Origin of the sequence: Streptomyces chromofuscus, assembly GCF_015160875.1 — a bacterium.
Classification (GTDB): domain Bacteria; phylum Actinomycetota; class Actinomycetes; order Streptomycetales; family Streptomycetaceae; genus Streptomyces; species Streptomyces chromofuscus.
In genome coordinates this window covers 2,476,692-2,500,301 of record NZ_CP063374.1, presented here as the reverse complement: position 1 = coordinate 2,500,301, position 23,610 = coordinate 2,476,692, and the positions used below count along the sequence as shown (strand labels likewise).

At 73.3% G+C, this 23,610-nt stretch carries 20 protein-coding genes and 1 pseudogene; 8 read left to right on the top strand and 13 right to left on the bottom strand.

Going from position 1 to position 23,610, the window contains the following annotated elements; all coding sequences use genetic code 11:
• Positions 1-65 precede the first annotated feature (65 nt).
• The 3 genes from IPT68_RS11235 to IPT68_RS11225 form a co-directional block, all read right to left on the bottom strand.
• The gene (locus tag IPT68_RS11235) at positions 66-1,964 is read right to left on the bottom strand and encodes an FAD/NAD(P)-binding protein (protein ID WP_228040528.1); all 1,899 of its coding nucleotides are present in this window, start codon (positions 1,962-1,964) and stop codon (positions 66-68) included.
• A 296-nt stretch (positions 1,965-2,260) separates the two neighbouring features.
• Positions 2,261-3,901, bottom strand: coding sequence for an alkaline phosphatase D family protein (locus IPT68_RS11230; protein WP_189696792.1), 1,641 nt, complete (start codon positions 3,899-3,901; stop codon positions 2,261-2,263).
• Between the two features lie 136 nt (positions 3,902-4,037).
• Positions 4,038-4,682 carry an HNH endonuclease family protein gene (locus IPT68_RS11225; protein WP_189696793.1) on the bottom strand — a complete coding sequence of 215 codons (645 nt, stop codon included), beginning with the start codon at positions 4,680-4,682 and terminating at the stop codon, positions 4,038-4,040.
• A gap of 402 nt (positions 4,683-5,084) precedes the next feature.
• Between IPT68_RS11225 and IPT68_RS11220 the strand changes: the two genes are divergently transcribed.
• Positions 5,085-5,666, top strand: a complete 582-nt coding sequence (locus IPT68_RS11220; protein ID WP_189696794.1) for a TMEM165/GDT1 family protein — start codon at positions 5,085-5,087, stop codon at positions 5,664-5,666.
• Between the two features lie 176 nt (positions 5,667-5,842).
• On the top strand, positions 5,843-6,502 hold the full coding sequence (locus tag IPT68_RS11215) for an HAD-IA family hydrolase (RefSeq protein WP_189696795.1): 660 nt from the start codon (positions 5,843-5,845) through the stop codon (positions 6,500-6,502).
• A gap of 370 nt (positions 6,503-6,872) precedes the next feature.
• Here IPT68_RS11215 and IPT68_RS11210 read toward each other — a convergent pair whose 3' ends face one another.
• Positions 6,873-7,916 (bottom strand): peptidoglycan-binding domain-containing protein, encoded by a 1,044-nt coding sequence (locus IPT68_RS11210; RefSeq protein ID WP_189696796.1) that lies wholly within the window; start codon positions 7,914-7,916, stop codon positions 6,873-6,875.
• A 192-nt stretch (positions 7,917-8,108) separates the two neighbouring features.
• Between IPT68_RS11210 and IPT68_RS11205 the strand changes: the two genes are divergently transcribed.
• A complete protein-coding gene (locus IPT68_RS11205; RefSeq protein WP_189696797.1) occupies positions 8,109-10,160 on the top strand; it encodes an MDR family MFS transporter in 2,052 nt (683 codons plus the stop codon).
• Between the two features lie 46 nt (positions 10,161-10,206).
• Here the strand turns inward: IPT68_RS11205 and IPT68_RS11200 are convergent, their stop codons facing one another.
• Complete coding sequence (locus IPT68_RS11200; RefSeq protein WP_189696798.1) at positions 10,207-10,689, bottom strand: GNAT family N-acetyltransferase; 483 nt, start codon at positions 10,687-10,689, stop codon at positions 10,207-10,209.
• Between the two features lie 179 nt (positions 10,690-10,868).
• Between IPT68_RS11200 and IPT68_RS11195 the strand changes: the two genes are divergently transcribed.
• Both IPT68_RS11195 and IPT68_RS11190 read left to right on the top strand, forming a co-directional pair.
• Positions 10,869-11,561: a hypothetical protein gene (locus tag IPT68_RS11195; protein ID WP_189696799.1), complete on the top strand. Its 693-nt coding sequence runs from the start codon at positions 10,869-10,871 to the stop codon at positions 11,559-11,561.
• A gap of 5 nt (positions 11,562-11,566) precedes the next feature.
• Positions 11,567-12,190, top strand: coding sequence for a hypothetical protein (locus tag IPT68_RS11190; RefSeq protein ID WP_308438745.1), 624 nt, complete (start codon positions 11,567-11,569; stop codon positions 12,188-12,190).
• An 18-nt stretch (positions 12,191-12,208) separates the two neighbouring features.
• Here IPT68_RS11190 and IPT68_RS11185 read toward each other — a convergent pair whose 3' ends face one another.
• On the bottom strand, positions 12,209-12,619 hold the full coding sequence (locus tag IPT68_RS11185) for a DnaJ family domain-containing protein (RefSeq protein WP_194074076.1): 411 nt from the start codon (positions 12,617-12,619) through the stop codon (positions 12,209-12,211).
• Between the two features lie 98 nt (positions 12,620-12,717).
• Here IPT68_RS11185 and IPT68_RS11180 point away from each other — a divergent pair, with 98 nt between their 5' ends.
• Positions 12,718-13,110 carry an FHA domain-containing protein gene (locus tag IPT68_RS11180; RefSeq protein ID WP_189696800.1) on the top strand — a complete coding sequence of 131 codons (393 nt, stop codon included), beginning with the start codon at positions 12,718-12,720 and terminating at the stop codon, positions 13,108-13,110.
• 18 nt (positions 13,111-13,128) lie between these two features.
• Here the strand turns inward: IPT68_RS11180 and IPT68_RS11175 are convergent, their stop codons facing one another.
• Positions 13,129-13,800, bottom strand: coding sequence for an O-methyltransferase (locus tag IPT68_RS11175; RefSeq protein ID WP_189696801.1), 672 nt, complete (start codon positions 13,798-13,800; stop codon positions 13,129-13,131).
• Between the two features lie 527 nt (positions 13,801-14,327).
• Here IPT68_RS11175 and IPT68_RS11170 point away from each other — a divergent pair.
• Positions 14,328-16,379, top strand: coding sequence for a bifunctional glycosyltransferase 87/phosphatase PAP2 family protein (locus IPT68_RS11170; RefSeq protein WP_189696802.1), 2,052 nt, complete (start codon positions 14,328-14,330; stop codon positions 16,377-16,379).
• A gap of 78 nt (positions 16,380-16,457) precedes the next feature.
• Here IPT68_RS11170 and IPT68_RS34975 read toward each other — a convergent pair.
• Positions 16,458-16,661 (bottom strand): annotated as a pseudogene (locus tag IPT68_RS34975) (ATP-binding protein); the annotation flags it as partial.
• A gap of 519 nt (positions 16,662-17,180) precedes the next feature.
• Here IPT68_RS34975 and ppk2 point away from each other — a divergent pair.
• The gene (gene ppk2 / locus IPT68_RS11165; RefSeq protein WP_189696803.1) at positions 17,181-18,173 is read left to right on the top strand and encodes a polyphosphate kinase 2; all 993 of its coding nucleotides are present in this window, start codon (positions 17,181-17,183) and stop codon (positions 18,171-18,173) included.
• Positions 18,174-18,280: 107 nt separating this feature from the next.
• Here the strand turns inward: ppk2 and IPT68_RS11160 are convergent, their stop codons facing one another.
• The 5 genes from IPT68_RS11160 to IPT68_RS11140 all read right to left on the bottom strand — a co-directional run bounded on the left by IPT68_RS11160 (position 18,281) and on the right by IPT68_RS11140 (position 23,610).
• Positions 18,281-18,697: an aggregation-promoting factor C-terminal-like domain-containing protein gene (locus tag IPT68_RS11160; protein ID WP_189696804.1), complete on the bottom strand. Its 417-nt coding sequence runs from the start codon at positions 18,695-18,697 to the stop codon at positions 18,281-18,283.
• 264 nt (positions 18,698-18,961) lie between these two features.
• Positions 18,962-20,107 carry an ECF transporter S component gene (locus IPT68_RS11155; protein WP_189696805.1) on the bottom strand — a complete coding sequence of 382 codons (1,146 nt, stop codon included), beginning with the start codon at positions 20,105-20,107 and terminating at the stop codon, positions 18,962-18,964.
• Entirely contained in the window at positions 20,104-21,822 is a 1,719-nt protein-coding gene (locus IPT68_RS11150; RefSeq protein ID WP_189696806.1) for an ABC transporter ATP-binding protein, read from the bottom strand. The genes IPT68_RS11155 and IPT68_RS11150 overlap by 4 nt, the downstream gene beginning before the upstream one ends.
• Entirely contained in the window at positions 21,819-22,982 is a 1,164-nt protein-coding gene (locus IPT68_RS11145; protein WP_189696807.1) for an energy-coupling factor transporter transmembrane component T, read from the bottom strand. The genes IPT68_RS11150 and IPT68_RS11145 overlap by 4 nt, the downstream gene beginning before the upstream one ends.
• Complete coding sequence (locus tag IPT68_RS11140) at positions 22,975-23,610, bottom strand: SCO2322 family protein (RefSeq protein ID WP_189696808.1); 636 nt, start codon at positions 23,608-23,610, stop codon at positions 22,975-22,977. Before IPT68_RS11140 ends, IPT68_RS11145 begins: the two co-directional genes overlap by 8 nt.

Here is a 23,610-nt window from a genome sequence, read left to right as displayed (position 1 = left end):
TGGGGGGCTCGTGCGTTCGGTACGGGATGTTCACTTCCGCGCCGTTCGCGTGCCGAGCCCGTGCGTCACCTCGCGCTGCGCCACCCCGGCTGCCGCAACGTGGGGACCGCGACCGGCTCCTCGCGCTGCGTCACCCCTGGTGCCGCTACGCGGGAGTCCGCGGCCGGCTCCTCCGGCGCCGCCGCCACCCGCAGCACCGCCCGCGCCACGGCGTCCGCGTCCGACAACGTCACCGAGTCCACCCCGGGCCGCGCCCCCGCCGCCGTCACCCAGTGCACCCCTTCCGTGGGCACCCCGAGGGCGAACCGCCGCTCGTGCGGCACGCCGTGACGGTCGATCAGCCGGTACGGCCGCGGGGTCACGTCCAGGCCACCCGTCTCGTACCCGTCGACCGTGTGCGGCCGGCACTGCCCGGTCCTCAGGAGCCGGGCGAGCAACTCGTCGCCGGTGCGCCGCAGGTCGGGCTCGGGGAGCCGCGCCTCGACGAGCGTCGTCACCCGTACCGCCGACCCCGGCACCTCCGGCGAGTGCGCCACCCACGCACCCTCCGCGCACGCCACCTCCAGCCGTGGCCCGAGCACCTCCACCACCCCGGCCTCGATCAGCGCCGCCAGTTCCTCGATGCGGCGCCGGGGCGGCCCGATGGAGAGGAAGGCGTTGAGCGGGGTGTACCAGCGGTCCAGGTGCTCCCGGCGGGACGCGCCGCTCAGCCCGGCGTGGTCGACGATCAGCCGGATCTCGTTGCGCAGGTCGCGCAGCACGTCGAGGGCGGCCTTCAGCGGGCCGCGCACATTGCCCAGGGCGGCCTGCGCGGCGTCCTCGCGCAGATACGACAGCAGCCACTCGCGCCACGACCCGGGCCCGTCGAACGTGCGCCCCGCGTACGGGCGGGAGATCCGCTGCCAGGACCAGCGGTCGGCGACCGGTACGCCGAACTCGTCCAGTACGTGGGCCTCCTGGGGATCACCGTGGGCCACGGCGAGGTAGGCCTCGGTGAAGGCGCGCGGGCCGTCCAGCAGCGCGGTGTAGTAGACCGTCTCGACCTCCTTCGCCACCAGCGGCCATATCTCCGCCAGGAAGTCGGGCGCGTCACCCGAGTCCGCGCGCTTGCGGAAGCCCGCGATCACCTCCGCAGTGAGGACGAGGGGCTCGTGACGGCCGTACGGGCCCTTGGCGTTGTCGCCGCGCGCCTGGTACGGGACGCCGCGCCGGGAGCCGGCGTACAGGCGGGGCTCGCGGCCGGAGGGGACGTACCGCAGCCCGTTGTCGGTCCGCGTGAAGCTGCCGCCGCGGCCGGTGGTCAGCAGGGCCACGTGGTCGAAGAAGTTCAGGCCCAGGCCGCGCAGCAGCACCGGCTCGCCGGGGGAGAGCGGGGTCAGGTCGACGTCCGCCGGATTGGCGGGCGCGACGTAGCGCAGCCCGTTCCGGCCGGCGTACGACGCCGGCTGCCGCTGTTCGGCGTCCGGGGCCGTCGGCAGGTGGCCCTGCGCGAGGACGACGGCCGCGAGCCCGGTCAGCAGCCGGCCGTCGTCCAGGGCGAGGACCTGGCGGCCGTCGGGACCGTCGTCGAGCCGCACCGCGCGGGCCGCGTGGGTTTCCACACGCACCGCGGGCGGCGCCTGACGCACCACCCGCGCGAACACCCACTGCAGATAACGGCCGTACTGCGCCCGCGTCGGATAGTCGTCGGGTCCCAGGTCGCCGCTCGCCCACTCGTGCAGGCTCGGGCCCGGCCGGATCGGACCCGAGCAGTCCACGCTCTCGTCCGTGAACAACGTCACCTGCGAGGCGACCGTGTTCATCAGCAGCTCGGCCGACTGCGTGGTGCGCCAGACGCGGCCGGGGCCGGGCGGCGCCGGGTCGATCACATGGACCGTCAGCTGCGCACCCGGCGCCAGGAGTTCGGTGGCGGAGACGCACAGGCGCTCGAGCACGCTGGTGCCGCGCGGCCCGGCACCTACCAGGGCGACGGAGACCGGGCCGGGAGCGGACCCCGTCGAGGAGGAGCGGGACGAACCCTCGGGCGCCCCCTGCGCGGAAGTCCCCGGTAAAGCCCCCGGTACGGGTGAGTCCGGTACGGAGGACTCCGGTATGGAGGGCTCCGGTGTGGATTCCGCGGTCGGTGCAGACAAAGCGGTGACTCCCGGGCATGTGGGGGGACGCGGTGCGGCCGACCGCCCGTGGGAAGCGGACGGTCCGCCTCATCATGCCGTCGGGGACACCAGAAGCCAACGCGGGTCCCTCAGGTCCCAGTTGCACCTCATGAGGTGGTGAGGACCGACTCCTCCACGGTCGTGAGCCGTGCCTCGCCCCGCTCGTCCTCCCGCGCGTGCTCCAGCAGCAGTCGCGCCGAACGCCCGTTCATCGTCAGCGTCATGAGCTGGTTGCCGAACCAGGGTCCGCCCGTGCAGCGCCAGTCGATCGGCGGCTGCGGCACCTTGCCGTGCCCGGCGATCCGGCGGCCCAGGAAGCGCGCGACGCCGCTCCAGCCGAAGCGGAAGCCCCACTTGAGCGGCAGCGGGATGCGGTTGTGGACGGGCGAGCAGGTCAGCTGGAGCACGCGCGCCCGCGGCCCGCCGGAAGGCCACGTCGGCTCGGCCACGTAGGCGTGGTGCACGTCCCCCGACAGCACGCACACCGTCGCCGGCGCGGCGTCCCCCGAGCCCACCTCGGCGATCAGCGCCGCAAGCGCGTCGAAGGACTCCGGGAAGGCCGACCAGTGCTCCAGGTCCCCCGCCCGCCGCATCTTCTCGCCCCACCGCGCCCAGCGCTCGCCCCGCTCGCCGCGGCACAGCGCGGCGTTCCACCCCTCGGCGTCGTGCACCAGGTGCGGCAGCAGCCAGGGCAGGGAGGTGCCGATGAGCAGGTGGTCGTACGACCCCGGCTCGTCGAGCGCCTCGGTGCGCAGCCACTCCTCCTCGCCGGAGTCGAGCATGGAGCGCTTGCCCTCCGCCAGGACGCGGGCCGCGCGGCTGTCCACCATCAGCAGCCGGACGCGGCCGAAGTCCCGTCGGTAGCTCCAGCGCACGGACGCCGGGTCGGTGTCGGCCTCGGTGGCGAAGGCGCGCAGCAGCCCTGTGGCGTCCGGGGTGTCCCGTACGGCCGCGTAGAGCGGGTCGGCGGCCAGCTGGTCCGGTGAGAGGTTGCCCAGGTGCTGGTGGACCCAGTACGACATCAGGCCGCTCAGCACCCGCTCCTGCCACCAGTTCGTGGCGCGCATGTCGGCGAGCCAGGAGGCGGAGGTGTTCCAGTCGTCGATGACGTCGTGGTCGTCGAAGATCATGCAGGTGGGCACGGTGGACAGCAGCCAGCGGACGTCGGGGTCGAGCCAGGACTCGTAGTAGAGCTGGGTGTACTCCTCGTAGTCCGCCACTCCGGTGCCCGGTGGCTCGTTCAGGTCGCGGCGGGCGGCCAGCCGGCGCTGGGTGGCCCCGGAGGTCTCGTCGGCGTAGACCTGGTCGCCCAGGAGCAGCAGGACGTCCGGTCGTGCGGCCGTGGGGTCGGCCGCGATGCGGGCGGCCAGGGTGTCCAGGGCGTCGGGGCCGACCGGGTCCTTCCCGTCGCCCGGGGGCGCGGCCCAGCGGCAGGAGCCGAAGGCGACCCGGACGGCGCCGTCCCCGAACCCGGCGCGGATCACCGAGGGCGGGAAGGGAGAGCCGGGCAGCGGCCACACCGTGGTGCCGTCGAGCAGCACCTCGTACTCCGTCGTCGTCCCGGCCGTCAGGCCGGTCACCGGCACCAGCGCGTAGTGATGACCCTCGACCTGGAAGGTGCGGGCCGTGCCGTGGGCGCCGTCGGCGCACCGCACCTCCGCGGTGCAGGGGCGGCTCGCCTCGACCCAGACGGTCGCGGTCGAGCCGTCGACGTATCTCAGCAGTGGTCCCAGGCGCAATGCCGTCACGTGATCGCCCGCCTCTTCCTCGGTCGGCTCGCGTGCCCCGTCGGCTCGCCTCCTCCGTCGTCCCGTACGGTACGGAACGACGGAGGCCCGCGGGGAGGTTCCGCGCCGAAAACCGGCGCGGTGGTTCAGCGGTGCGTCAGCAGGCGGCCAGGTAGTTGGTGAGCGCGTTCTTCTCGGCGGAGTCGACCGAGAGGCCGTAGTAGTACTTCACCTGGACCCAGGCGCGCGCGTAGGTGCAGCGGTAGGTGGTGCGGGACGGCATCCAGGTGGCCGGGTCCTGGTCGCCCTTGGACTGGTTGACGTCGTCGGTGACCGCGAGCAGCTGCGGGCGGGTGAGGTCGTTGGCGAAGGCCTGGCGGCGGGAGGTGGTCCAGCTGTCGGCGCCGGAGTCCCAGGCCTCGGCCAGCGGGACCAGGTGGTCGATGTCGAGGTCCGAGGCGGCGTACCAGGTGGCGCCGTCGTAGGGGGAGTACCAGCTGCCGCTGGTGGCGTAGCAGGCGGAGTCGGTGACGACGTTCGAGCCGTCGCGCTTGAGGACGGTCTCGCGGGTGTTGCAGGTGCCGCTGATGGTGATCCAGTGCGGGAAGAGGTCGCGGTTGTAGCCGGTGCGGTCCTCGGCCGCGACGGGGAGCTGCGCGAGGTAGGAGCGGGCGGTGGCGCCGCTGATCGGGGTGGGGAGGGCGGCGGAGGCGGTGGGGGCGCTGAACAGGGCGACGGAGGCGGCGAAGGCGCTGATCGCCGCGACTGTGCCGAGCCGTCGACGCGCGTAGAACCTGGACATGCGAACTCCCTTGGAGGGTAGGGATGTTGGTGCGCGGGCGAGGGAATGCTGTCGGTGCCGTGTTACGAACGGGTGTGCGTTCGATGAGAAACTAATGACGCGGGCATGACACGACAAGATCCCGAGGGGAACTTCTCGCTCGCGGGGTCGCCGCGGCCGTCGCGTACCATGGGGGGCGCAGAAGGGGAGTAGCTCTTCGCCGGACCGTCGACATACTGCTCAGCCCGAGAGGGATCCGAGCCGGCGCCCGGAGGCGGGCCTCGATGACGAGGCCGCCCAGCGAGACCTTCGGCAAGCAGTACACGCCCGTGCCCTACGGCACGGGTGCCACGTGTGCTGCCGTGCCGAGGTCCGATGTGCGTCACTGACTCTCGGCCGGCGGCCCCGACCGATTGAGGAACCTTGATCAGCCCCACCGTCACGGCGCTCGTCTTCGGCGTCGTCTTCCTCGCCGAACTGCCCGACAAGACCGCACTCGCCGGCCTCGTCCTCGGCACCCGCTACCGCGCCTCCTACGTCTTCGCCGGCGTCGCCGCCGCCTTCGCGCTGCACGTCGCGCTCGCCGTGGCGGCGGGCAGCGTGCTGACGCTGCTGCCGCAGCAACTGGTGCACGCGCTGACCGGTGTGCTCTTCCTGGGCGGCGCGGCGATGCTGCTGATGAAGAAGGGTGACGGCGAGGAGGAGATACGCAAGCCGCAGGACCAGTCCTTCTGGAAGGTCGCCGGGGCCGGGTTCATGCTCATCCTGGTCGCCGAGTTCGGTGATCTCACGCAGATCATGACCGCGAACCTCGCGGCGCGGTACGACGATCCGCTCTCCGTCGGCCTGGGTGCCGTGCTCGCGCTGTGGGCGGTGGCCGCGCTGGGCATCGTCGGGGGCAGGGCGCTGATGAAGCGCGTGCCGCTGGGCCTGATCACGAAGATCGCGGCGCTGCTGATGCTGGGCCTCGGGGTGTGGAGCCTGTGGGAGGCCGTGACCGGCTGAGCTGAACGGCGGGTGAAGGGTTGGCCACGGCGCTGGCGGCGGCGCCCGTTGTTTTGTACCGTGAAGAAACAAAGTGGCTCCCGCCCGTTTTCCCTGACCGGCGGGCGGGGCCGCCTTGTTCCCCGGGCCGGTGCCCTCGCCGCCTTCCCCCCCCCCCCCGCGTACTGGAGCTGCCGATGACGGCCACGACCGTGCTCACCGCCCGCGCCCTCCTGCTCGACATGGACGGCACGCTCGTCAACTCCGACGCCGTCGTGGAGCGCGTGTGGCGACGGTGGGCCGAGCGGCACGGGCTGGACGGCAACGAGGTCATGAGGGTCGTGCACGGGCGGCAGGGGTACGCGTCGATGGCCGTCCTGCTGCCGGACCGCCCGATGGAGCGGAACCTCGCGGACAACGCGCGCATGCTCGCGGAGGAGACCGCCGACATGGACGGCGTGGTCGAGGTCCCCGGCGCGGCCCGGTTCCTGGCGTCCCTGCGCGGACTGCCGCACGCCCTGGTGACCTCCGCGGACGTGCCGCTGTCCACGGCGCGGATGACCGCGGCGGGGCTGGCGCTGCCGGACGTGCGGATCACCGCCGAGTCCGTCGGCGCGAGCAAGCCCGACCCGGAGGGGTTCCTGAAGGCGGCCGCCGAGCTGGGGGTGGCTCCCGCGGACTGCCTCGTGTTCGAGGACTCCGGCGCGGGCATCGCGGCGGGGCGCGCCGCGGGGATGCGGGTCGTGGGGGTCGGCCCGCGCGCCTCGGTGCACCGGCCGGACGTCCTGGTGCGGGACCTGACCGAGGTGCACGTGGAGGATGCCGGGGGCGGGGAGATCCGGGTTTCGTTCGGGTGAGGTGGCCTCCGGCCCGGGCTTCGTCCGGGTGCGGGGAAGGTGACCCACGGGGCCTGTGGGTTTCGTGCGGGTGGGGGGCCCGCGGGTCGGTGGGGTGACATGCCCTCCGGGTTCGTCCGTGGTGGGGGCGCCTCGGTGTTGCCGGAGGTCGATCGGGCGCCGCCTTGCCCGGTGAGGTGCCTGCGAGGTCGCTCGGGCGAGGTGCCTGTGGTCCTGCTCGGGTGGGGGAACTGCGGGTTGGGCTCGGGTGGGGGAACCGCGGGTTGGGCTCGGGTGGGGGAACCGCGGGTTCGGCTCGGGTGGGGGATCCGGTGGTCGTCGGCGGACGACGTGGTCGGTCGTCGGGGAAGGTGGTGCCCGGCCGGGTATGTCAGGGCTCTGACGTCTCCGATTCCAGCATCTGCCTCGTCTCCTCGCCGTAGACGCCCAGTTCGTCGTCCCGTATTCCGCGCGCCCACTGGTAGTTGCGTACGGCGTGCTCGACCTGCTTCGTGTACTGGCCGTGCGGGTCGTCGTTGTACAGGTACAGCTGGCGCAGGCGGAGCTGGAGCTCGGTGACCTCGGGGCCGGAGTCGCCCCGGCGGAGGGTCGGGGCCGGCTCGTCGCGGTCGGCGGGGACCGGGGAGCCCGTCGCGGGAGCCGGCGGCGAGGACGACTGCGGCGGGGTCGGCGACGGCGTGGGGGACACCGACGACGCGGTGGGCGTCGGCGAAGGCGTCGGTGTCGTCGTGGGCGTCGGGGACACGGACCGCGGCGTCGGGGCCGCCGACGTCCGTTCCGTCGACGGGGTGGGGCTCGGCTGCGTCGTGCGGGCCTCGGGTACCGCCTCGCGCACCGACTCCGGGGCCGCGCTGTCCCGGGCCGGGGGCTCGTAGGAGAACAGGCCGCCCGCGAATCCCGCCGTCGCGGCCACCGCGACCACCGCGGCGGACGCCGCCAGCAGGGCGGTACGGCGGCGGATGCGGGAACGGCCACCGGGGCCCCGGGACTCCGCGTTCTCCGCGAGCTCCGTGATGGCAGTGATCGCTGTGATCTTCGTGGTGCGAGTGGTGCCGGTGGTGCCAGTGGGGCCGGTGGTGTCACGCGGGTCCGTGCCGTCCGTGCCGTTCGTGCCGTTCGTGCCGTCCGTCGTCGCGGCGCCGGCGACGGTGGTGGTTGGGTGCGGGTCCGGGATCCGCAGCGGCAGCGGGATCGTCGGTTCCGCCGGTGGGACGTCCGTCTCCGTCGTCGTCGCGGGCAGCGCCACGTAGGGGCGTATCCGCAGCGGGTCGAAGTCCTCCGCCGCCGCCTGCTCCGCCGTGCGCGCGTCGCGCAGGGCCTCGGCGGCGCGTTCGCCGCAGCCGCAGGACGGGGTGTTGTCCGCCGCCCTGGGCGCCCCGCACTCCGGGCACTGGTGTCCCCTCTGCTCCCCCACGTGTCCGTTCCTCCCCTTGCGGCCCCGCGGTCCCAGAGATTATGCAGATCCCGTGTACGTCCTGTTCGACAAGCCCCCCGCTGTCGCACCGGAATGACCGCCTCCAAAAGGGCCCGGCAGGCCATAACGGGGCATACCGACCACGATGGAGAGGGTAGTGCCGGTCGGGTGAGGGCGGCCTCGGAGGTGTGCATGGTCGGGCAAGCGCACGGCAGGACAGCGGAGGTGCCGGGTGCCGTGGACCGGGAACAGGTGTCCGGAAACGTCCTCGTGTCGATCGGTGCGCTGCTGCTCGGCATGCTGCTCGCCGCGCTCGACCAGACGATCGTGGCGACCGCGCTGCCGACGATCGTCAGTGAGCTCGGTGGACTGCAGCACCTGTCCTGGGTGGTCACGGCGTACCTGCTGGCCTCGACCGCGGCGACGCCGCTGTGGGGCAAACTGGGCGACCAGTACGGGCGCAAGCCGCTGTTCCAGGCAGCCGTCGTGATCTTCCTCATCGGCTCCGCCCTCTGCGGGCTCGCGCAGGACATGCCGCAGCTCATCGCCTTCCGAGGGATCCAGGGTCTGGGCGGGGGCGGGCTGATCGTGCTGTCGATGGCGATCGTCGGGGATCTGGTCCCGCCCCGCGACCGGGGCCGCTACCAAGGGCTGTTCGGTGCGGTCTTCGGGACGTGCAGTGTGCTCGGGCCGCTGCTGGGCGGGGTGTTCACCGAGCACCTGAGCTGGCGCTGGGTCTTCTACATCAACCTGCCCCTCGGGGTCGTCGCGCTCGTCGTCATCGCCACCGTCATGCACCTGCCGCGCGCGGGGACCCGGCACGTCATCGACTACCTCGGCACCTTCCTCATCGCCGCCGTCGCCACCTGCCTGGTCCTCGTCGCCTCCCTCGGCGGCAGCACCTGGGGCTGGGGGTCCTGGCAGATCGTCGGGCTGCTCCTGCTGGCGGCCGTGCTCGCCGGGGCGTTCGTCGCCGTCGAGCGGCGGGCGGCGGAGCCCGTACTGCCGACGAAGCTGTTCCGCATCCGCACCTTCACCCTCGCCGCCGCGATCAGTCTGGTCATCGGTTTCGCGATGTTCGGCGCGATGACCTACCTGCCGACCTTCCTGCAGGTCGTCCGGGGCGTCTCGCCGACCCTGTCGGGTGTGCACATGCTGCCCATGGTGCTGGGGCTGCTGCTCGCCTCGACCGGTTCCGGGCAGATCGTCAGCCGCACCGGGCGCTGGAAGGTCTTCCCCGTCGTGGGCACCTTCGTGACCACGCTCGGACTGCTGCTGCTCGACGAACTCGACGAGCACAGCTCCGACCTCGTGATCAGCGGCACCTTCTTCGTCTTCGGTTTCGGGCTGGGGCTGGTGATGCAGGTGCTGGTGCTCGTCGTGCAGAACGCGGTCTCGTACGAGGACCTCGGCGTCGCCACCTCCGGCGCCACCTTCTTCCGTTCCATAGGGGCCGCGTTCGGCGTCGCCGTCTTCGGCTCGATCTTCGCGGGCCGCCTCGGGGACCAGCTCGCCGCCGCCTTCCGCGGCGTGCAGCTGCCGCCCGGGGTCTCCGTCGAGGCACTGGAGGCCGACTCGCGGGCCGTCGCCGCCCTGCCGCCGGAGCTGCGTGCGCAGGCGCTGCACGCGTACGCCTCCGCCATCACGGACGTGTTCCTGTACGCCGCTCCGGTCGCGTTCCTCGCCTTCCTGCTGTCGTGGTTCCTGAAGGAGGACCGGCTGCGGGCCTCCGTCACGGCGCCCGACGTCACCGAGACACTGGCCAGCAACCCGGTGCAGCGGTCGTCGTACGACGAGGTGTGCCGCGCGCTGTCCGTGCTCGGAACCCGGGAGGGACGGCACGAGGTGTACCTCAGGATCGCCGAGCGCGCGGGGTACGACCTCGTGCCGGCGGCGAGCTGGCTGCTGCTGCGGATCAAGCGGTACGGGCGGGTGGAGCCGGGCGTGCTCGCGGAGCGCAGTACGGTGCCGCTGGGCGTCGTCCTCGACGGCGCCCGTCAGGTCGAGGAACGCCGGCTCGCCGTGCGCGAGGGCCTCGACCTGGTCCTGACCGAACAGGGGCGGGTGGTCGCCGAACGGCTGGCGACGGCCCGTGAGGAATCCCTCGCGGAGCTGCTCGGCGACTGGTGGGGGCCGGACCGGCCGACGGATCTCGTGCAACTGGTGCGGGAGTTGAGCGAGGAGCTGTGCGGCTCGGACCGCGAGGAGCCGCACGACGAACGGCCGGTGGCCCGGTTCGGGTGAGGCGCGGGCGCGGGCGCGGGCCGGGGTGCGGGCGCGCGGGGCCGATTCAGACGAGCCGCTTGCTGAACCAGTGCTCGGCGTACGGGTCGGTGTTGTGCGCCGGTGTCTCCGCGTAGCCGAGGCGCGCGTAGAGGGTCCGTGCCTCCACCAGGTCGCTCCGCGTGTCGAGGATCATCCGGCCGGCGCCGAGGTCCCGGGCGGCGGCCTCGGCGGCGGTCACCAGGCGGGCGGCCCCGCCCGTGCCGCGCAGTGCGGGGAGCAGGAAGACGCGGGTGAGTTCGGCGGTGGCCGCGTCGGATGTCAGGCGCACGCCCGCGGTTCCGGCCGCGGTGCCGTCGTACCGGGCGACGAGCAGCACAGCGAGGTCCCGGCCGGTGTCGGCGGCGATCTCGCGTTCCAGTTCGGCCGGGTCGGTGGTACGGCCCTCGTGCAGCAGGTACCAGCGGTCGCTGACCTCCGTGTAGTACGCCCGCCACAGCGCGACGGCATCGGGGGAGTCGACGGGTTCCGGGGTGATCGTCCATGTCATGTCCCGCATTGTCCGGGGGCGCCGGTGACCGGCCGCAAGCGGCTTTGCGCGGCCTCGGGGGGCGGGGCTCGCGCACGGCGCGCCGGGCCGGGTGTCGTTTGGGTGGGTGCTCGCGGGCAACCCGTTGAAGGGACCGGCCCGGCGAGGGGCCGGTCGGGTCGAGAACCCGGAAGGCATTCATGTCCACTGGCTGGATCATTGCTCTGATCGTGATTGTGGTGGCGGTCGCCCTCATCGTGGCCGCCCTGACCCTGCGCGGCCGTGGCGCGACCGGCGGACGGGACCTGAAGCGGCGCTTCGGACCCGAGTACGACCGGACCGTGGCCCGGCACGACGGTGACGCCACGGCCGCCGAACGTGAGCTCGCCGAGCGGGTGGAGCGGCACGGCAAGCTGCGCGAGCGGCCCCTCGAACCGGCCGAGCGCCAGCAGTTCGAGGCCCGTTGGACGGCCGCCCAGGAGCGCTTCGTCGACTCGCCGCAGGACGCCGTGGCCGAGGCGGACCAGCTGCTGGCCGAGCTCGCCGGCGTCCGGGGCTTCCCGGACGGCGGGCAGTACGAGGAGCAGCTCGCCGCGCTGTCGGTGCACCACGCGCACCACGTCCACGGCTACCGGCGGGTCCACCGCATCGCCCGCGCGCGGACGAGCGGTACGCAGGACGGCCGCACGGCTGCCGCGCAGGACGGCACCGGCACCGAGGAGATGCGCGAGGCCATGGTCGAGGCCCGCGCCCTCTTCGACGACCTGCTGCGCCCCGCACGCGACGACCACCACGGGCGTCCGCCCGCCGAACGGAACACCACGCCGGCCCGTGCCGGCGCCGGCCGTCCGCATCTGCCGTGGGCCTTCGGGCGCCACGCGAAGGGGAGTTGAGGCACATGACCGACGTGACACGGCCCATGGGCGGCGGCGAGCCGTCCGAGACCGACCGCACCGCGCGGCGCGACGACCTCGTCGGTCGCGAGGCGGTACCGGGGACGGCCCGGGAGACCGGGAGCACCCGCGGTACGGCGCGGGATGCCGCCGCCGAGACCGGTGGCGCGCCGCGGGAGTCCGGCGCGGGTCCGGTGAGTTCCGGCACCGGCGCGCTGCCGCCGGCCGGTTCGGCTCACGGGAGCGCCGAGGCACGGCAGGCGCCCGTCGCCGCGGCCGGGGCGACCCCCGGTGCCCCGGGCTCGACGAGGCAGCCGGCCGACCCCTCCGCCCCCACCACCCGGACCGCCTCGCTCATGCCGCGTGAGGAGACCGACAAGTTCGGGCTGCGGATGCAGCAGGCGGTGTCCTCCTTCGTGGACGGCCCCCGGGCGGCCATCGAGGAGGCGGACCACGTGCTGGAGGAGATCGCGGCCCGGTTCACGGAGGCCGTGACCCAGCGCCGCCGTACGCTGCGCCGGTCCTGGGAGTCGACCGACGAGGCCACCTCCGCGAGCAGCGACACCGAACAACTCCGCCTCGCCCTGCGGGACTACCGCGAGCTGGCGGAGCGGCTGCTGCGCCACTGAGCGCGGCGCCGGACCAGGCTATTCGGCCGCCGCCCGGCCCTCCCGCCACCGCCGTACGACATCGTCGACGTCGTACGGCTTCAGACCCAGCGGGGGGCCGGGCGGCGGCTTGAACATGACGTCGCGGATCTTGACGTTGACGTCCTCGACGATCTTCCGTACGAGCCGCTCCGAGGGCGCCCGCAGCGCGGCCAGCAGCGCGTCCTCGGCCTCCTTGCGCAGGGCGAGCGTGGGCGGCAGGACCGAGAGGCCCTCACGGGCCAACTTCCGCTTGATCCACCACTGTTCGTCGTAGGTCTCCTCGACCTCCTTCGGCAGCGGCTTGCCCGCGCCCGGCAGCCGGGCGAACTCGCCCCGGGCCTGAGCGTCCCGGATCTGCTTGTCGGTCCACGACTCGAAGCTGACGCCCGGTGGCTTTCGCTCGGTCATGAGGCCATTGTGCCGGACGCCGCCGTGCCGGGCGATTTATCATGCGGCGGCGGCAGGCCAACCGGGCTGCCGGACCAGGACGTTGCAAGGGAGCGCACGTGCTCGAACTGACCATGGCCTCCGTCTCCGGGACGGAAGCGGGCGCCACGGCCGGCATGCTCATGGCCGACGCGCCCAGTGAGCCGGGGGCGGTGCTGCGGGTGGGCCGGGACGGGACCGTGTGCCGGCTCGTGACGCCCGACGACTGGCTGTTCGTCTCCCGGGTGCACCTGGAGTTCCTGTGCGGGCCGGACGGCACCTGGCAGGTGACCTGGCTGCGCGGCTCGCAGCCGGACCCGTCCTCCGAGGTCCGGCTGGTGTCCGGCGAGTACGCGCAGCCGCTCGCGTACGGCGGCACGGCGCCGCTGCCCAGGGGCGGCAACGGCGAGATCGTCATCCAGGACCGCACCGGGCCGCGCAGCGTGAACGTCGGCTTCTACCACGAGGCCTGACCCGCGGCCCGGGCCACGTCACCCGAGGACGCGCGCCAGCGCGAAGCCGTCGTACCCCTTGCTGCCCACCGTCTGGATCGCGGTGCCGTCGAGGCGGGGGTGGGAGCCGATGAGTTCGATGGCGGTGCGTGTGCCCCGCACGTCGGGGGCGGGGCTGTCCGCCTCGGCGACGCGGCCGCCGCGGACGACGTTGTCGACGACGATCAGGCTGCCCGCGCACGTGAGCTTCAGGGCCCACTCCACATAGCGGGCGTTGTTGGCCTTGTCGGCGTCGATGAAGACCAGGTCGAAGGGCGGCGGGTTCTCGTCGGCGAGCTGCGGCAGCGAGTCGAGGGCGGCGCCGACGCGCACGTCGACGACCTTGTCGAGGCCCGCGCGGGCGATGTTGCGGGTGGCGACCTCGGCGTGCTTCGGGCTGTACTCCAGCGAGACCAGACGGCCGTCGGCCGGGAGGGCGCGGGCCAGCCAGATCGTGCTGTAGCCGCCGAGCGTGCCGATCTCCAGGATGGCGCGGGCGCCCTGCATCCGGGCGAGGAGCTGCAGCAGCTTGCCCTGCGTCGCCGTGACGTTGGCGCGTGGCAGCCCGGCCGCGTCGCTGTCGCGCAGGGCCGCCTTGAGGGCCTCGTCGTCGTGGGAGAGGTGGGTGGTGAAGTACTCGTCGACGGCGTCCCAGACCTGCGACTCGCTCATGCGCTCTGCCTCTCGTCGTCCTAGTTAGAAGTGCTAACTAGATGGCCTAACGAGTAGGGGCGGGTGCAGGTTCCTGTCCCACGGGGCCAGTGGAGCGACGCCGGTCCGACGAACCGGAGGGCCGGGACCCGGGCCCGCGGTCTCGGCCGCGGGCCCGGGTCCCGGCGCCGGCCGTCCTCGGCGCGCGGTCGCCCGCGCCGCGTCGCCTTGGTCCGATTGCGCAGGGTGGCCAATTAGGTGCATGGGGCACGTAAATGCGGGCTGTCCAGGCCTGCCGCCGGGCGTCTGACCGCCGCGTCCGCACACGTCCTGTGACCCATCTCGCGCCCGGCCGGGGCAACCCGACCCCCCGCCCACTGTCGTCTTTCGGACAAAAGGCAGGCGGACGTCAGGTGAAGCGGAGGTGGCCTGCGTCCTCCTCCGGGGGCGATGCGCACCCACAGGGTGCGCGAAGGACCTCAGGAGGGTGCGCACGGAAACCTCGCGCGCGCGGGGCGTGGGACACAGGGGAGGGAGGCCGACGAGGCGTGGTGAACGCGGAGCACGGCGGGAGACCGGTGGAGGCCTTCGGAGCGACGGCCGGCGCACGATGGCGCGCCGCGCGCCTGACCCTGTGGCTGGTCGCCGCGATCCTCGGCGCACGGCAGATCGCCGTCGTCCTCGGCACCCCCCGGGGTGAGCGGCTGACCGACCTGGAGGCCTGGGTCGGCCCGGACGGCGTCCTGCACGTCGACGGTTCGCTCTACGACTCCACCCGCTTCACCGGCACGCCCTTCGGCGGCCTGGTCCTCAAGCCGCTGACCCGGGCCGCCGAGCAGGCGCTCGGCTGGGGCTGGACCTTCGGCACGCTGCTGCTGGTCGTCGTCCTCGGCCTGGTCGCCGCCCGCGCCCTCCCGCAGCCGGTCAGCCGCCGTACCTCCCTCGTCGCCGCGCCGGTCGCGATCTGCCTGTTGATGCTGTCGCTGCCCGTGCGCAACGCCTTCTGGCTCGGCCAGACCAGCATCATCCCGGTCCTGCTGGTCCTCCTCGGCTGCTTCGTCGTGCGCGGCGAGCGGGCGGGCGGCGCGCTGATCGGCGTCGCCGCCGCCTTCCAGCCGACGGTGCTGCTCTTCGCCCCGCTGCTGTGGTTCACCGGCCGCCGCACCGCCGCCGCGTCGCTGGGCGCGACGTTCGCCGCGGCCACGGCGCTGGCCTGGGCGGCGATGCCGCACGACTCCTACAGGTACTGGGTGCACCATCTGGCCGGCGTCGGCCTCGGCGGCCGGGCCGACGACCTCGCCAACCAGTCCCTGCACGGAGCACTGCTCCGGCTGGGCCTGTCCGGCCCGCTGGAGACAGCCCTCTTCCTGACGCTGGGCGCGGTGGTCGCCGCCCTCGGCCTGCGCCGGGCCGTCCGCTACGCCCGAGACGGCCAGCTGCTGCTGGCCGTCGCCGTCACCGGCTGCGCCGCGATCGCCGTCTCGCCCACCGCATGGCAGCACCAGCTGCTGTGGGTGCTGCCGGCAGTGGCCGGCCGGGTCGGCCGGCGCGCCTCCGACCGCCTCGTGTGGCCGGTGGCGGTGGTGCTGGTGATGACGCTCCCGGCGAAGATGCTCCTGCCGAACATGGCCGTGCTGCACCCGCTGCGCGACAACGTCGTCCTGCTCGCCGCGATCGCCGCCGCCACGGCCGTGCCGTTCCTGTCGCGCACCTCGCCCTACTACCGGGACCCGATCCCCACGGAGTACGCCCGGCCGGTCCCGGCCCGCTGGAAGCGCGTACCGCTGCTGCCCTTCCTGCGCCGCGTCCTCGGCCGTCCGAACCTCCTGCTGGAGCTGCTCCTCATACGCGTCACCTACGCCGCGTACTCGCAGGTGCGGCTCGCGGCCACCGGCGGCACGATATCCGGCGGCCGGGAGCGGGCCGAGGCGCACGGCGAGCAGATTTTGTCCGTGGAGCGGTTCCTCCACATCGACGTCGAGCACACGCTCAACCACGCGATCGTGAAGGTTGACCGGCTCCGGCAGTTCTTCGACTTCTACTACACGTCCTTCCACTTCGCCGTGCCGCTGACCGTCCTCGGCGTCCTGTACTGGCGCCGTCCCGTCGACTACCGCTGGGGCCGCTCGACCCTGGGCCTGACGACCCTGCTGGCACTGATCGGCTTCTGGCTCTACCCGCTCGCCCCGCCGCGCCTGATGCCGGGCTTCGGCATCATCGACACCGTCCACGGCGTCCAGGACTTCTCCCAGCCGGACTACGGCACCCTGACCTCCCTCACCAACCAGTACGCGGCCATGCCCTCACTGCACTTCGGGTGGTCCCTGTGGTGCGGCGTCATGATCGCGATCGTCGCGCCCAAGGGGTGGATGAAGGCGCTGGGCCTGCTGCATCCGGCGTTCACGGCGACCGCGATCGTGGTGACCGGCAACCACTGGGTGCTGGACGCGGTGGGCGGCGCGCTGGTGGTGGGCGCGGGCTTCGGCCTCGCGTACGTGTTCCAGGGTCCGCGGGCGCGGACGACGCCGTCCCCGGCACTCGGCGCCGAGGCGGCACCGAAGCCGATCGCCGCTGCCGGCCGGTCCGGATCGGCGGGGTGACGCGGCCTCGCACTCGAACCAGACCGTCTTGCCGTCGTCGGCGCGCGGCTGCACTCCCCACTGGTCCGCCACCGCTTCCAGCAGCAGGCCGCGGCCGTTCTCCGCGTCCGGCGACCGGGTGAGGGACGGGCGGGGGAGGTGCGGCGAGCCGTCCGAGACCTCCACCCGCGTGCCCGTCCCGCGGCGCAGCAGCAGCGTGCGGCGCCGGTCCGGGACATGGCGCACGACGTTGGCGACCAGCTCCGTCACGCCGAGCTCCACCGCGTCGGTCAGGTCCGCCATCCCCCACTCCGCCGGCAGCGAGCGGACGATGCGGCGGACGTGCCGTGGCGAGTGTTCGCCCACGGTCGGGCTCATGCGGTACTGGGCGGGGCGAGGGATCAAGTAGGCCGAGGGGAAGTGTTCGTTCACGCCACGAGGCCGGCCAGGCGCACCTACTGTGGGCGACGGATCGGATACAACCCGTCCGGCAGTGCGGAGTTGCGTGAGAGGGGACCGTGCGTGACCCGCATCAACGACCTCGACCCGGGCGCCTCGCCGGCCCCGTGGTGACCTTGGACCCCGCCGCCTTCACGGCGTTCGTCTCGTGGGCCGGGGCCGCAGCCCCCGACGTTTCGTCCCGGTAGCCGGTCCGCCGCCCGCGCACAGCGTCACCAGCGCGAACTCCCTGTCCGCTGCCGCCCACGTTTGGTTGTCACGGGTGGAAAGGGGCAGGAGGTGTGGAGCGGATCACCGTGCCGTACGGCGGGCGCGTTGCTCCGCTCATCCGACCACCGGAGAAGCGCGACACTGGAGGGCCTCATGGACTCCGAGCGGAACCAAGCGGCGACGACGAGCGGCACCGGCTCGGGTACGGCCGAGCGAGAACTCCTCGAGGGCCTCAGCGTGGACGAGCAGCGTCCGGAGAGGCCGCTCCTGCTGAACGACGACGGCAGCCCCATAGAGACCTGGCGGGACAACCATCCGTACGACCGGAAGGTACGCAGGGCCGACTACGAGCGGCAGAAGCGCATCCTGCAGATAGAACTGCTCAAGATGCAGCGCTGGATCAAGGACACCGGCCAGCGGATCGTCGTCGTCTGCGAAGGCCGGGACGCGGCCGGCAAGGGCGGGACGATCCAGCGCTTCACGGAGCGCCTGAACCCGCGCGGCGCCCGCGTGGTCGCATTGGAGAAGCCGACCGAGCGGGAGGCCGGCCAGTGGTACTTCCAGCGCTATGTCGCGCATCTGCCGGCCCGCGGGGAGATCGTCTTCTTCGACCGGTCCTGGTACAACCGGGCCGGTGTCGAGCGGGTGATGGGCTTCTGCACGGACGACGAGTACCGCGAGTTCCTCGTGCAGGCACCCCTGTTCGAGAGGCTCCTGACGGAGGACGGCGTCATGCTGGTGAAGTTCTGGTTCTCCGTCTCCCGGGCCGAGCAACGCACCCGGTTCGCCATCCGGCAGGTGGACCCGGTGCGCCGGTGGAAGCTGTCGCCGACGGACCTCTCCTCGCTCGACCGCTGGGACGAGTACACGGCGGCCAAGGTCGAGATGTTCCGAGCCACGGACACCGCCCACGCTCCGTGGACGGTGGTCAAGAACAACGACAAACGGCGTGGCCGGCTGGAGGCGATGCGCAGCCTGCTCGACCGCTGCGACTATCCGGCGAAGGACCACGCCGCCGTCGGCAAGCCCGATCCGCTGATCGTGGGCGCCGCGGACACCCTGCTGGAGGCCGGTGAGCGACCCACCGACCTGACGCCCACCCCGCTCAGCGGTCACCACGACGGCCCGGGAACCCATCCCCGCTAGTGGCTCGTGCGGTGCGGGGCGCACAGAAGGCGGCGGCCCCGGGGATCGGGGGCCGCCGCCGTCTTGGGGGCTGGTGTCCCAGCATCGGCCGATGCTGTGGGGCCGGCTCAGTACCAGCCGTTGGCCTGCCAGAAGTTCCAGGCGCCGACGGGGCTGCCGTAGCGGGACTTCATGTAGTCCAGGCCCCACTTGATCTGGGTCTGGGCGTTGGTCTTCCAGTCGGAGCCGGCCGAGGCCATCTTGTGGCCCGGCAGGGCCTGGACCAGACCGTAGGCGCCGGAGGAGGAGTTGGTGGCGTCGACGTCCCAGTTGCTCTCGTGCTGAACGATCTTGCTGAAGGCGTTGAACTGGGCGGCGTCCGGGATCATCTTCTTCGCGATCGCCTTGGCCTGGGTGGGAGAGGCGGTCGACGCGGCGTGGGCCGGGGCGGCCGACAGCGCCATACCGGCGGTGGCTGCGGCGACGGCGACGCCGGTGAGGGCCTTCTTCGGGGTGGCGATGCGGCGGAGGATGGAGACGGACACAGGCGAACCTTTTCGTCGGGGACTGGGTGGTCGCGGCAAGCCGGAACCACGCGGTGCGAGGCGGTGACATGCAGGGGCGCCGCGGCCCTGTGGGCTCGTCGGCGCCGTGCGACGTCATCCAGAGAAGCAGCCGAGCGAAGTGCCCGCAATGACCGCTTTTACTAGTTGTGGTCGCATCAGAGGTGAAGGTCCGTTGTGTGACCTGGCTCTCAATGCGCAGGTCAGGGCGCACAATGCCAAGTGCATGACACGTGACTGGATCTACTATCCGGCTTCGTTGGTGACGTGGGTCATGTGGGGTGCTTCACCGTCCGCGTGACCGTCCGCACGCAAGCCCTCACCCGAGGGTGACGACCCGGGCGGGTCGAATGTGACCGGGGTCTCGAAGGCGGCGCGGCGGGTGGCCCGGCGCAGGGCCCTGAGGACCGCCGGGCCGAGCGTCACGGTCAGGACGACCGTGACGGCCGCGCGGCCCAGGTCCCAGCCGAGCGAAGTGGCCAGGCAGTACGCCAGGAAGCGGGCCAGGTTGGCCGGGACCGGCGCGTCCGGGTCGAAGGCGATGGTGGAGGCCAGCGCGCTCATGAAGGGCCAGCCCGCGAGGTTCATGATCGTGCCGTAGGCGAAGGCCGCGCAGAAGCCGTACCCGGCCAGGAGCAGCAGCTCGGCGCGGCCGCGCAGCCGGTCCGGCGCCGGCAGCAGGCCCGCCGCCATCGTGAACCAGCCCATCGCCAGCATCTGGAACGGCAGCCACGGGCCCACGCCGCCCGTGAGCAGCGCCGACGCGAACATGGTGACCGCGCCGAGCACGAACCCGAAGCCGGGGCCGAGCACGCGTCCGCTGAGCACCATCAGGAAGAACATCGGCTCGATGCCCGCCGTACCGGCACCGATCGGCCGCAGCGCCGCGCCGGTCGCGGCCAGCACACCGAGCATGGCCACGGCCTTGGGGCCGAGCCCTGACTCGGAGAGGGTCGCCGCCACGACTCCCATGAGGAGGGCCAGCAGGCCCGCGAACAGCCACGGCGCGTCCTGGGCGTGGGCCGCGACCCGGGAGGTGGGCGGGGCGAGGAAGGGCCAGAAGAAGGCCGCCGCGCCGACCGCGCTGGTGAGGGCGAGCGCGACGAGGGAACGGGGGCCGAGGCGGACGGCGCGCGCCCGGGCGCCGCCGGTGGCGCGGGGCGGTGCCGGTGGGGTGCTGTCCGCGGTCGGTGGGGTGCGGAGGGCTGTCGGCGGGGTGCTGTCCGCGGTCGGTGGGGTGCGGAGGGCTGTCGGTGGGGTGCTGTCCGCGGTCGGTGGGGTGCGGAGGGCTGTCGGTGGGGTGCTGTCCGCGGTCGGTGGGGTGCTGTCCGCGGTCGGTGGGGTGCGGTCCGCTGCCGGCTGCGGTTCGAACGGCCCGGTGGAGTCCGTCATGACAGAGCCTCCCGGACCTGCGTGACCGTGAGCCACTGCTGGGGGGCGAGGATCTTGGTGACCTGCGGGGCGAAGGACGGGGACGAGACGACCACGTCCGCCGTCGGGCCGTCGGCGATCACCTCGCCGTCGGCGAGCAGGACCACCCGGTGGGCCAGCTCGGCGGCCAGTTCCACGTCGTGCGTGGCCAGGACGATCGCGTGGCCCCCGGCGGCCAGCTCGCGCAGCAGCGCGACCAGGCGGGACTTCGCCGCGTAGTCGAGGCCCCGCGTCGGTTCGTCGAGGAGGAGCAGCGGCGGACGCGCGGTGAGCACGACCGCCAGCGCGAGGGTGAGGCGCTGCCCCTCGGACAGGTCGCGCGGGTGCGTGTCGTCGGTGATGCCGGGGAGCAGCTCGGAGACCAGCGCCCGGCAGGTGCCGGGGGCGGCGCCCGCGTCGGCGTCGGCGGCCGTGCACTCGGCGGCGACCGTGTCGGCGTACAGGAGGTCGCGCGGCTCCTGGGGGACCAGGCCGACGCGGCGTACGAGCTCGGGGGGCGGCGTGCGGTGCGGTACGGCTCCGCCGACGTGCACCGAACCGGCGGACGGTTCGACGAGGCCGACCAGGGTGTTGAGCAGCGTGGACTTGCCGGCGCCGTTGCGGCCCATGAGGGCGACGGTCTCGCCGGGGGAGACTCTGAGGTCGACCCGGCGTAGGGCCTGGACGCGGCCACGGGTGACGGCGAGGGCTTGTATGTCGGCTATGTGGTGGGAATGCCGGGTGGCATCCGTGCGTTTGCGGCGGAACCAGCGGTGGGGGGTGGCGCCCAAGCGCTCGAGGGGTGCGGATGCTTCGCGGGTGCGGGTTGTGTTTGGCTGGTCGCGCAGTTCCCCGCGCCCCTGCTCGGCGATGGTGTCCCGTTCCTCCAGGCGTTCCCGGAGTTCCGCCGCCCGGCGGCGGGCGTCGCGGACCGTCAGGGGTAGGGGTGTCCAGCCGGCGAGGCGGCCCAGGGATACGACGGGCGGGTACACCGGGGATACGGCCATCACCTCCGCCGGGGTGCCCAGAGTCGTGGGCTCGCCGGGGGACGGGAGAAGGACGACCTGGTCGGCGTACTGGATGACGCGTTCCAGGCGGTGTTCGGCCATCAGGACCGTCGTACCGAGGTCGTGCACAAGGCGCTGGAGGACGGCCAGGACTTCCTCGGCGGCGGCCGGGTCGAGGGCGGAGGTCGGTTCGTCGAGGACGAGCACGCTCGGGTGCGGGGTGAGGACCGAGCCGATCGCCACCCGCTGCCGCTGACCGCCGGAGAGCGTGGCGATCGAGCGGTGACGCAGGTCGGCGAGGCCGAGCAGGTCGAGGGTCTCCTCGACGCGGCGGCGCATCACGGCCGGGGCGAGACCCAGTGACTCCATGCCGTAGGCGAGTTCGTCCTCGACGGTGTCGGTGACGAAGTGGGACAGGGGGTCCTGACCGACGGTGCCCACCACGTCGGCGAGTTCGCGCGGCTTGTGCGTGCGGGTGTCGCGGCCGGCGACCGTGACCCGGCCGCGCAGGGTGCCGCCGGTGAAGTGCGGGACGAGGCCGCTGACCGCACCGAGCAGGGTGGACTTGCCGACGCCGGACGGACCGACGAGGAGGACGAGTTCACCCTCCGGGACCTCGAAGTCGACGCCGCTCACGGTGGGTTCGGTCGCCCCGTCGTAGGTCACGGAGACGTCCTCGAAGCGGATCATGAGGGCTTCTCCTCGGATTCCTCGGGAGCGGGGGTGACGAACGCCGGGAGCAGGCCGAGGAGTACGGCTGCCGCCGGCCACAGGGGAAGGGTCGGGGCGACCAGCGGGACGACGCCCGGGTGGAGGGCCGCCGGGTCGGTGGAGGCGGCGAGGGCCAGCAGGGCGGCCACCGCGGCGCCGGACGCGGCGACCAGGCAGGAACGCGGGTTCCAGGTGTCGGGGCGGTAGCGGGTGCGCGGGGAGCGGCGGCCGCCCAGCCGCAGACCGGCGAGGGCGGCGGCGAGCCCGGCCAGCAGGACGGGCAGGCCGTACGTGCCGCCTTCGGCGGTGAGCAGGCCGTACGTTCCGGCGCAGACGCCCAGCAGACCGCCGAGCGTCAGGGCGGCGGTCGTACGGCGGACCGCGCGCGGGACCCGGGCGGTGCGGCCGTATCCGCGGGCGTCCATGGCGGCGGCGAGGGCGACGGAGCGTTCGAGAGCGCCTTCGAGGACGGGGAGACCCACCTGGAGCAGGCCCCGCAGGCCCTTGTCCGGGCGGCCGCGCAGACGGCGGGCGGCGCGCAGGCGCTGGGCGTCGGCGATGAGGTGCGGGGCGAAGGTGAGGGCCACGACCACGGCCACACCGGTCTCGTAAAGGGCGCCGGGGAGGGACTTGAGCAGGCGCGTCGGGCCGGCGAGGGCGTTGGCCGCGCCCACGCAGATCAGGAGCGTGGCCAGTTTCAGGCCGTCGTAGAGGGCGAAGACCAGGGTCTCGGCGGTGACCTCGCCGCCCAGCCGGATGCCCTGCGCCCAGGCGGGGAGGGGGACTTCCGGCAGGGTGACGAGGGTGTGGGTGCCGGGCAGGGGCGAGCCGAGGGCGACGGCGAAGACGAGACGGACGAGGAGGACGGCGAGGGCGAGTTTGACGAAGGCGCCGTAGGAGCGGGACCAGGGGGTGTGCGGGCGGCGGGCGGTGACGACGTAGGCCGAGACCGTGATGAGAAGGGCGAGGAGGAGGGGGTTGGTGGTGCGGGTGGCGGCGGTGCCCAGGGCGAGGGACCAGAGCCACCACGCGCCGGGGTGTGTCGGTGCCCGGTGGTGCGCGCGGTTGCTCGTCTGCGGGCCGTGCGTGGCCGGTCGCGCAGCTCCCCGCGCCCCTTGAGGGCGGTGCGGCTCAGCCACGTCGACGGCGCCGGGTCTGCCACACAGCCGCAGCCCCGAGTACGGCGATCGCTGCGATGCCGGCCCACATGCCCGCCGCAGGCCCCGCGTCGGACGCCTCGTCCTTGCCCGCTGTGGACTGCTCGCTGTCCGTCACCTGCTCGCCGCAGCCCCTCTCCGGATACCCCGCGATCGCGCACAACAGGGCGTTCGTGTCGTAACGGAGAGGCTTGGCCACCGCCGCCAGGGCCTCGGCCGTCGTCGCGTCGGGCGAGACCTGGGCGCAGGCCGTGCGGGCGCGGGGCGGGGTCTCGCCGGACGGGGCCTCCGACGCCGTACCGAAGTCGATGACGAGCGCCACCCGCTTCGTGCCGTCCCGCGCCGGGGTGCCGGCGCAGATCGCCGTGAAGTCGGCCGTGCCGCGCGGGCGGGACGCGTCCTGGGAGTCCACGCTGACCGCGAACCGGAACCCCTGGACGGAGCCGTCGACGGGGCGGGCCGTCGAGGGGCCCTGGGTGGCGTACGTCCACGCCTTGCCGTCGAGCTCCCAGAACGACCAGTAGCGGTAGCCGGCCGCCTGGGCCTGACCGGTGTTCAGCAGGAGGAACGGCGCGGCCAGGAGCAGCGCGGCGATACGGCGGTACCTCAC

Coding starts and splice junctions, on each gene's coding strand:
- IPT68_RS11225 (WP_189696793.1), bottom strand. CDS start 4,682: ATGTCCAGGTTCTACGCGCGTCGACGGCTCGGCACAGTCGCGGCGATC.
- IPT68_RS11215 (WP_189696795.1), top strand. CDS start 5,843: ATGACGGCCACGACCGTGCTCACCGCCCGCGCCCTCCTGCTCGACATG.
- IPT68_RS11205 (WP_189696797.1), top strand. CDS start 8,109: ATGGTCGGGCAAGCGCACGGCAGGACAGCGGAGGTGCCGGGTGCCGTG.
- IPT68_RS11200 (WP_189696798.1), bottom strand. CDS start 10,689: ATGACATGGACGATCACCCCGGAACCCGTCGACTCCCCCGATGCCGTC.
- IPT68_RS11195 (WP_189696799.1), top strand. CDS start 10,869: ATGTCCACTGGCTGGATCATTGCTCTGATCGTGATTGTGGTGGCGGTC.
- IPT68_RS11190 (WP_308438745.1), top strand. CDS start 11,567: ATGACCGACGTGACACGGCCCATGGGCGGCGGCGAGCCGTCCGAGACC.
- IPT68_RS11185 (WP_194074076.1), bottom strand. CDS start 12,619: ATGACCGAGCGAAAGCCACCGGGCGTCAGCTTCGAGTCGTGGACCGAC.
- IPT68_RS11175 (WP_189696801.1), bottom strand. CDS start 13,800: ATGAGCGAGTCGCAGGTCTGGGACGCCGTCGACGAGTACTTCACCACC.
- ppk2 (WP_189696803.1), top strand. CDS start 17,181: ATGGACTCCGAGCGGAACCAAGCGGCGACGACGAGCGGCACCGGCTCG.
- IPT68_RS11155 (WP_189696805.1), bottom strand. CDS start 20,107: ATGACGGACTCCACCGGGCCGTTCGAACCGCAGCCGGCAGCGGACCGC.
- IPT68_RS11150 (WP_189696806.1), bottom strand. CDS start 21,822: ATGATCCGCTTCGAGGACGTCTCCGTGACCTACGACGGGGCGACCGAA.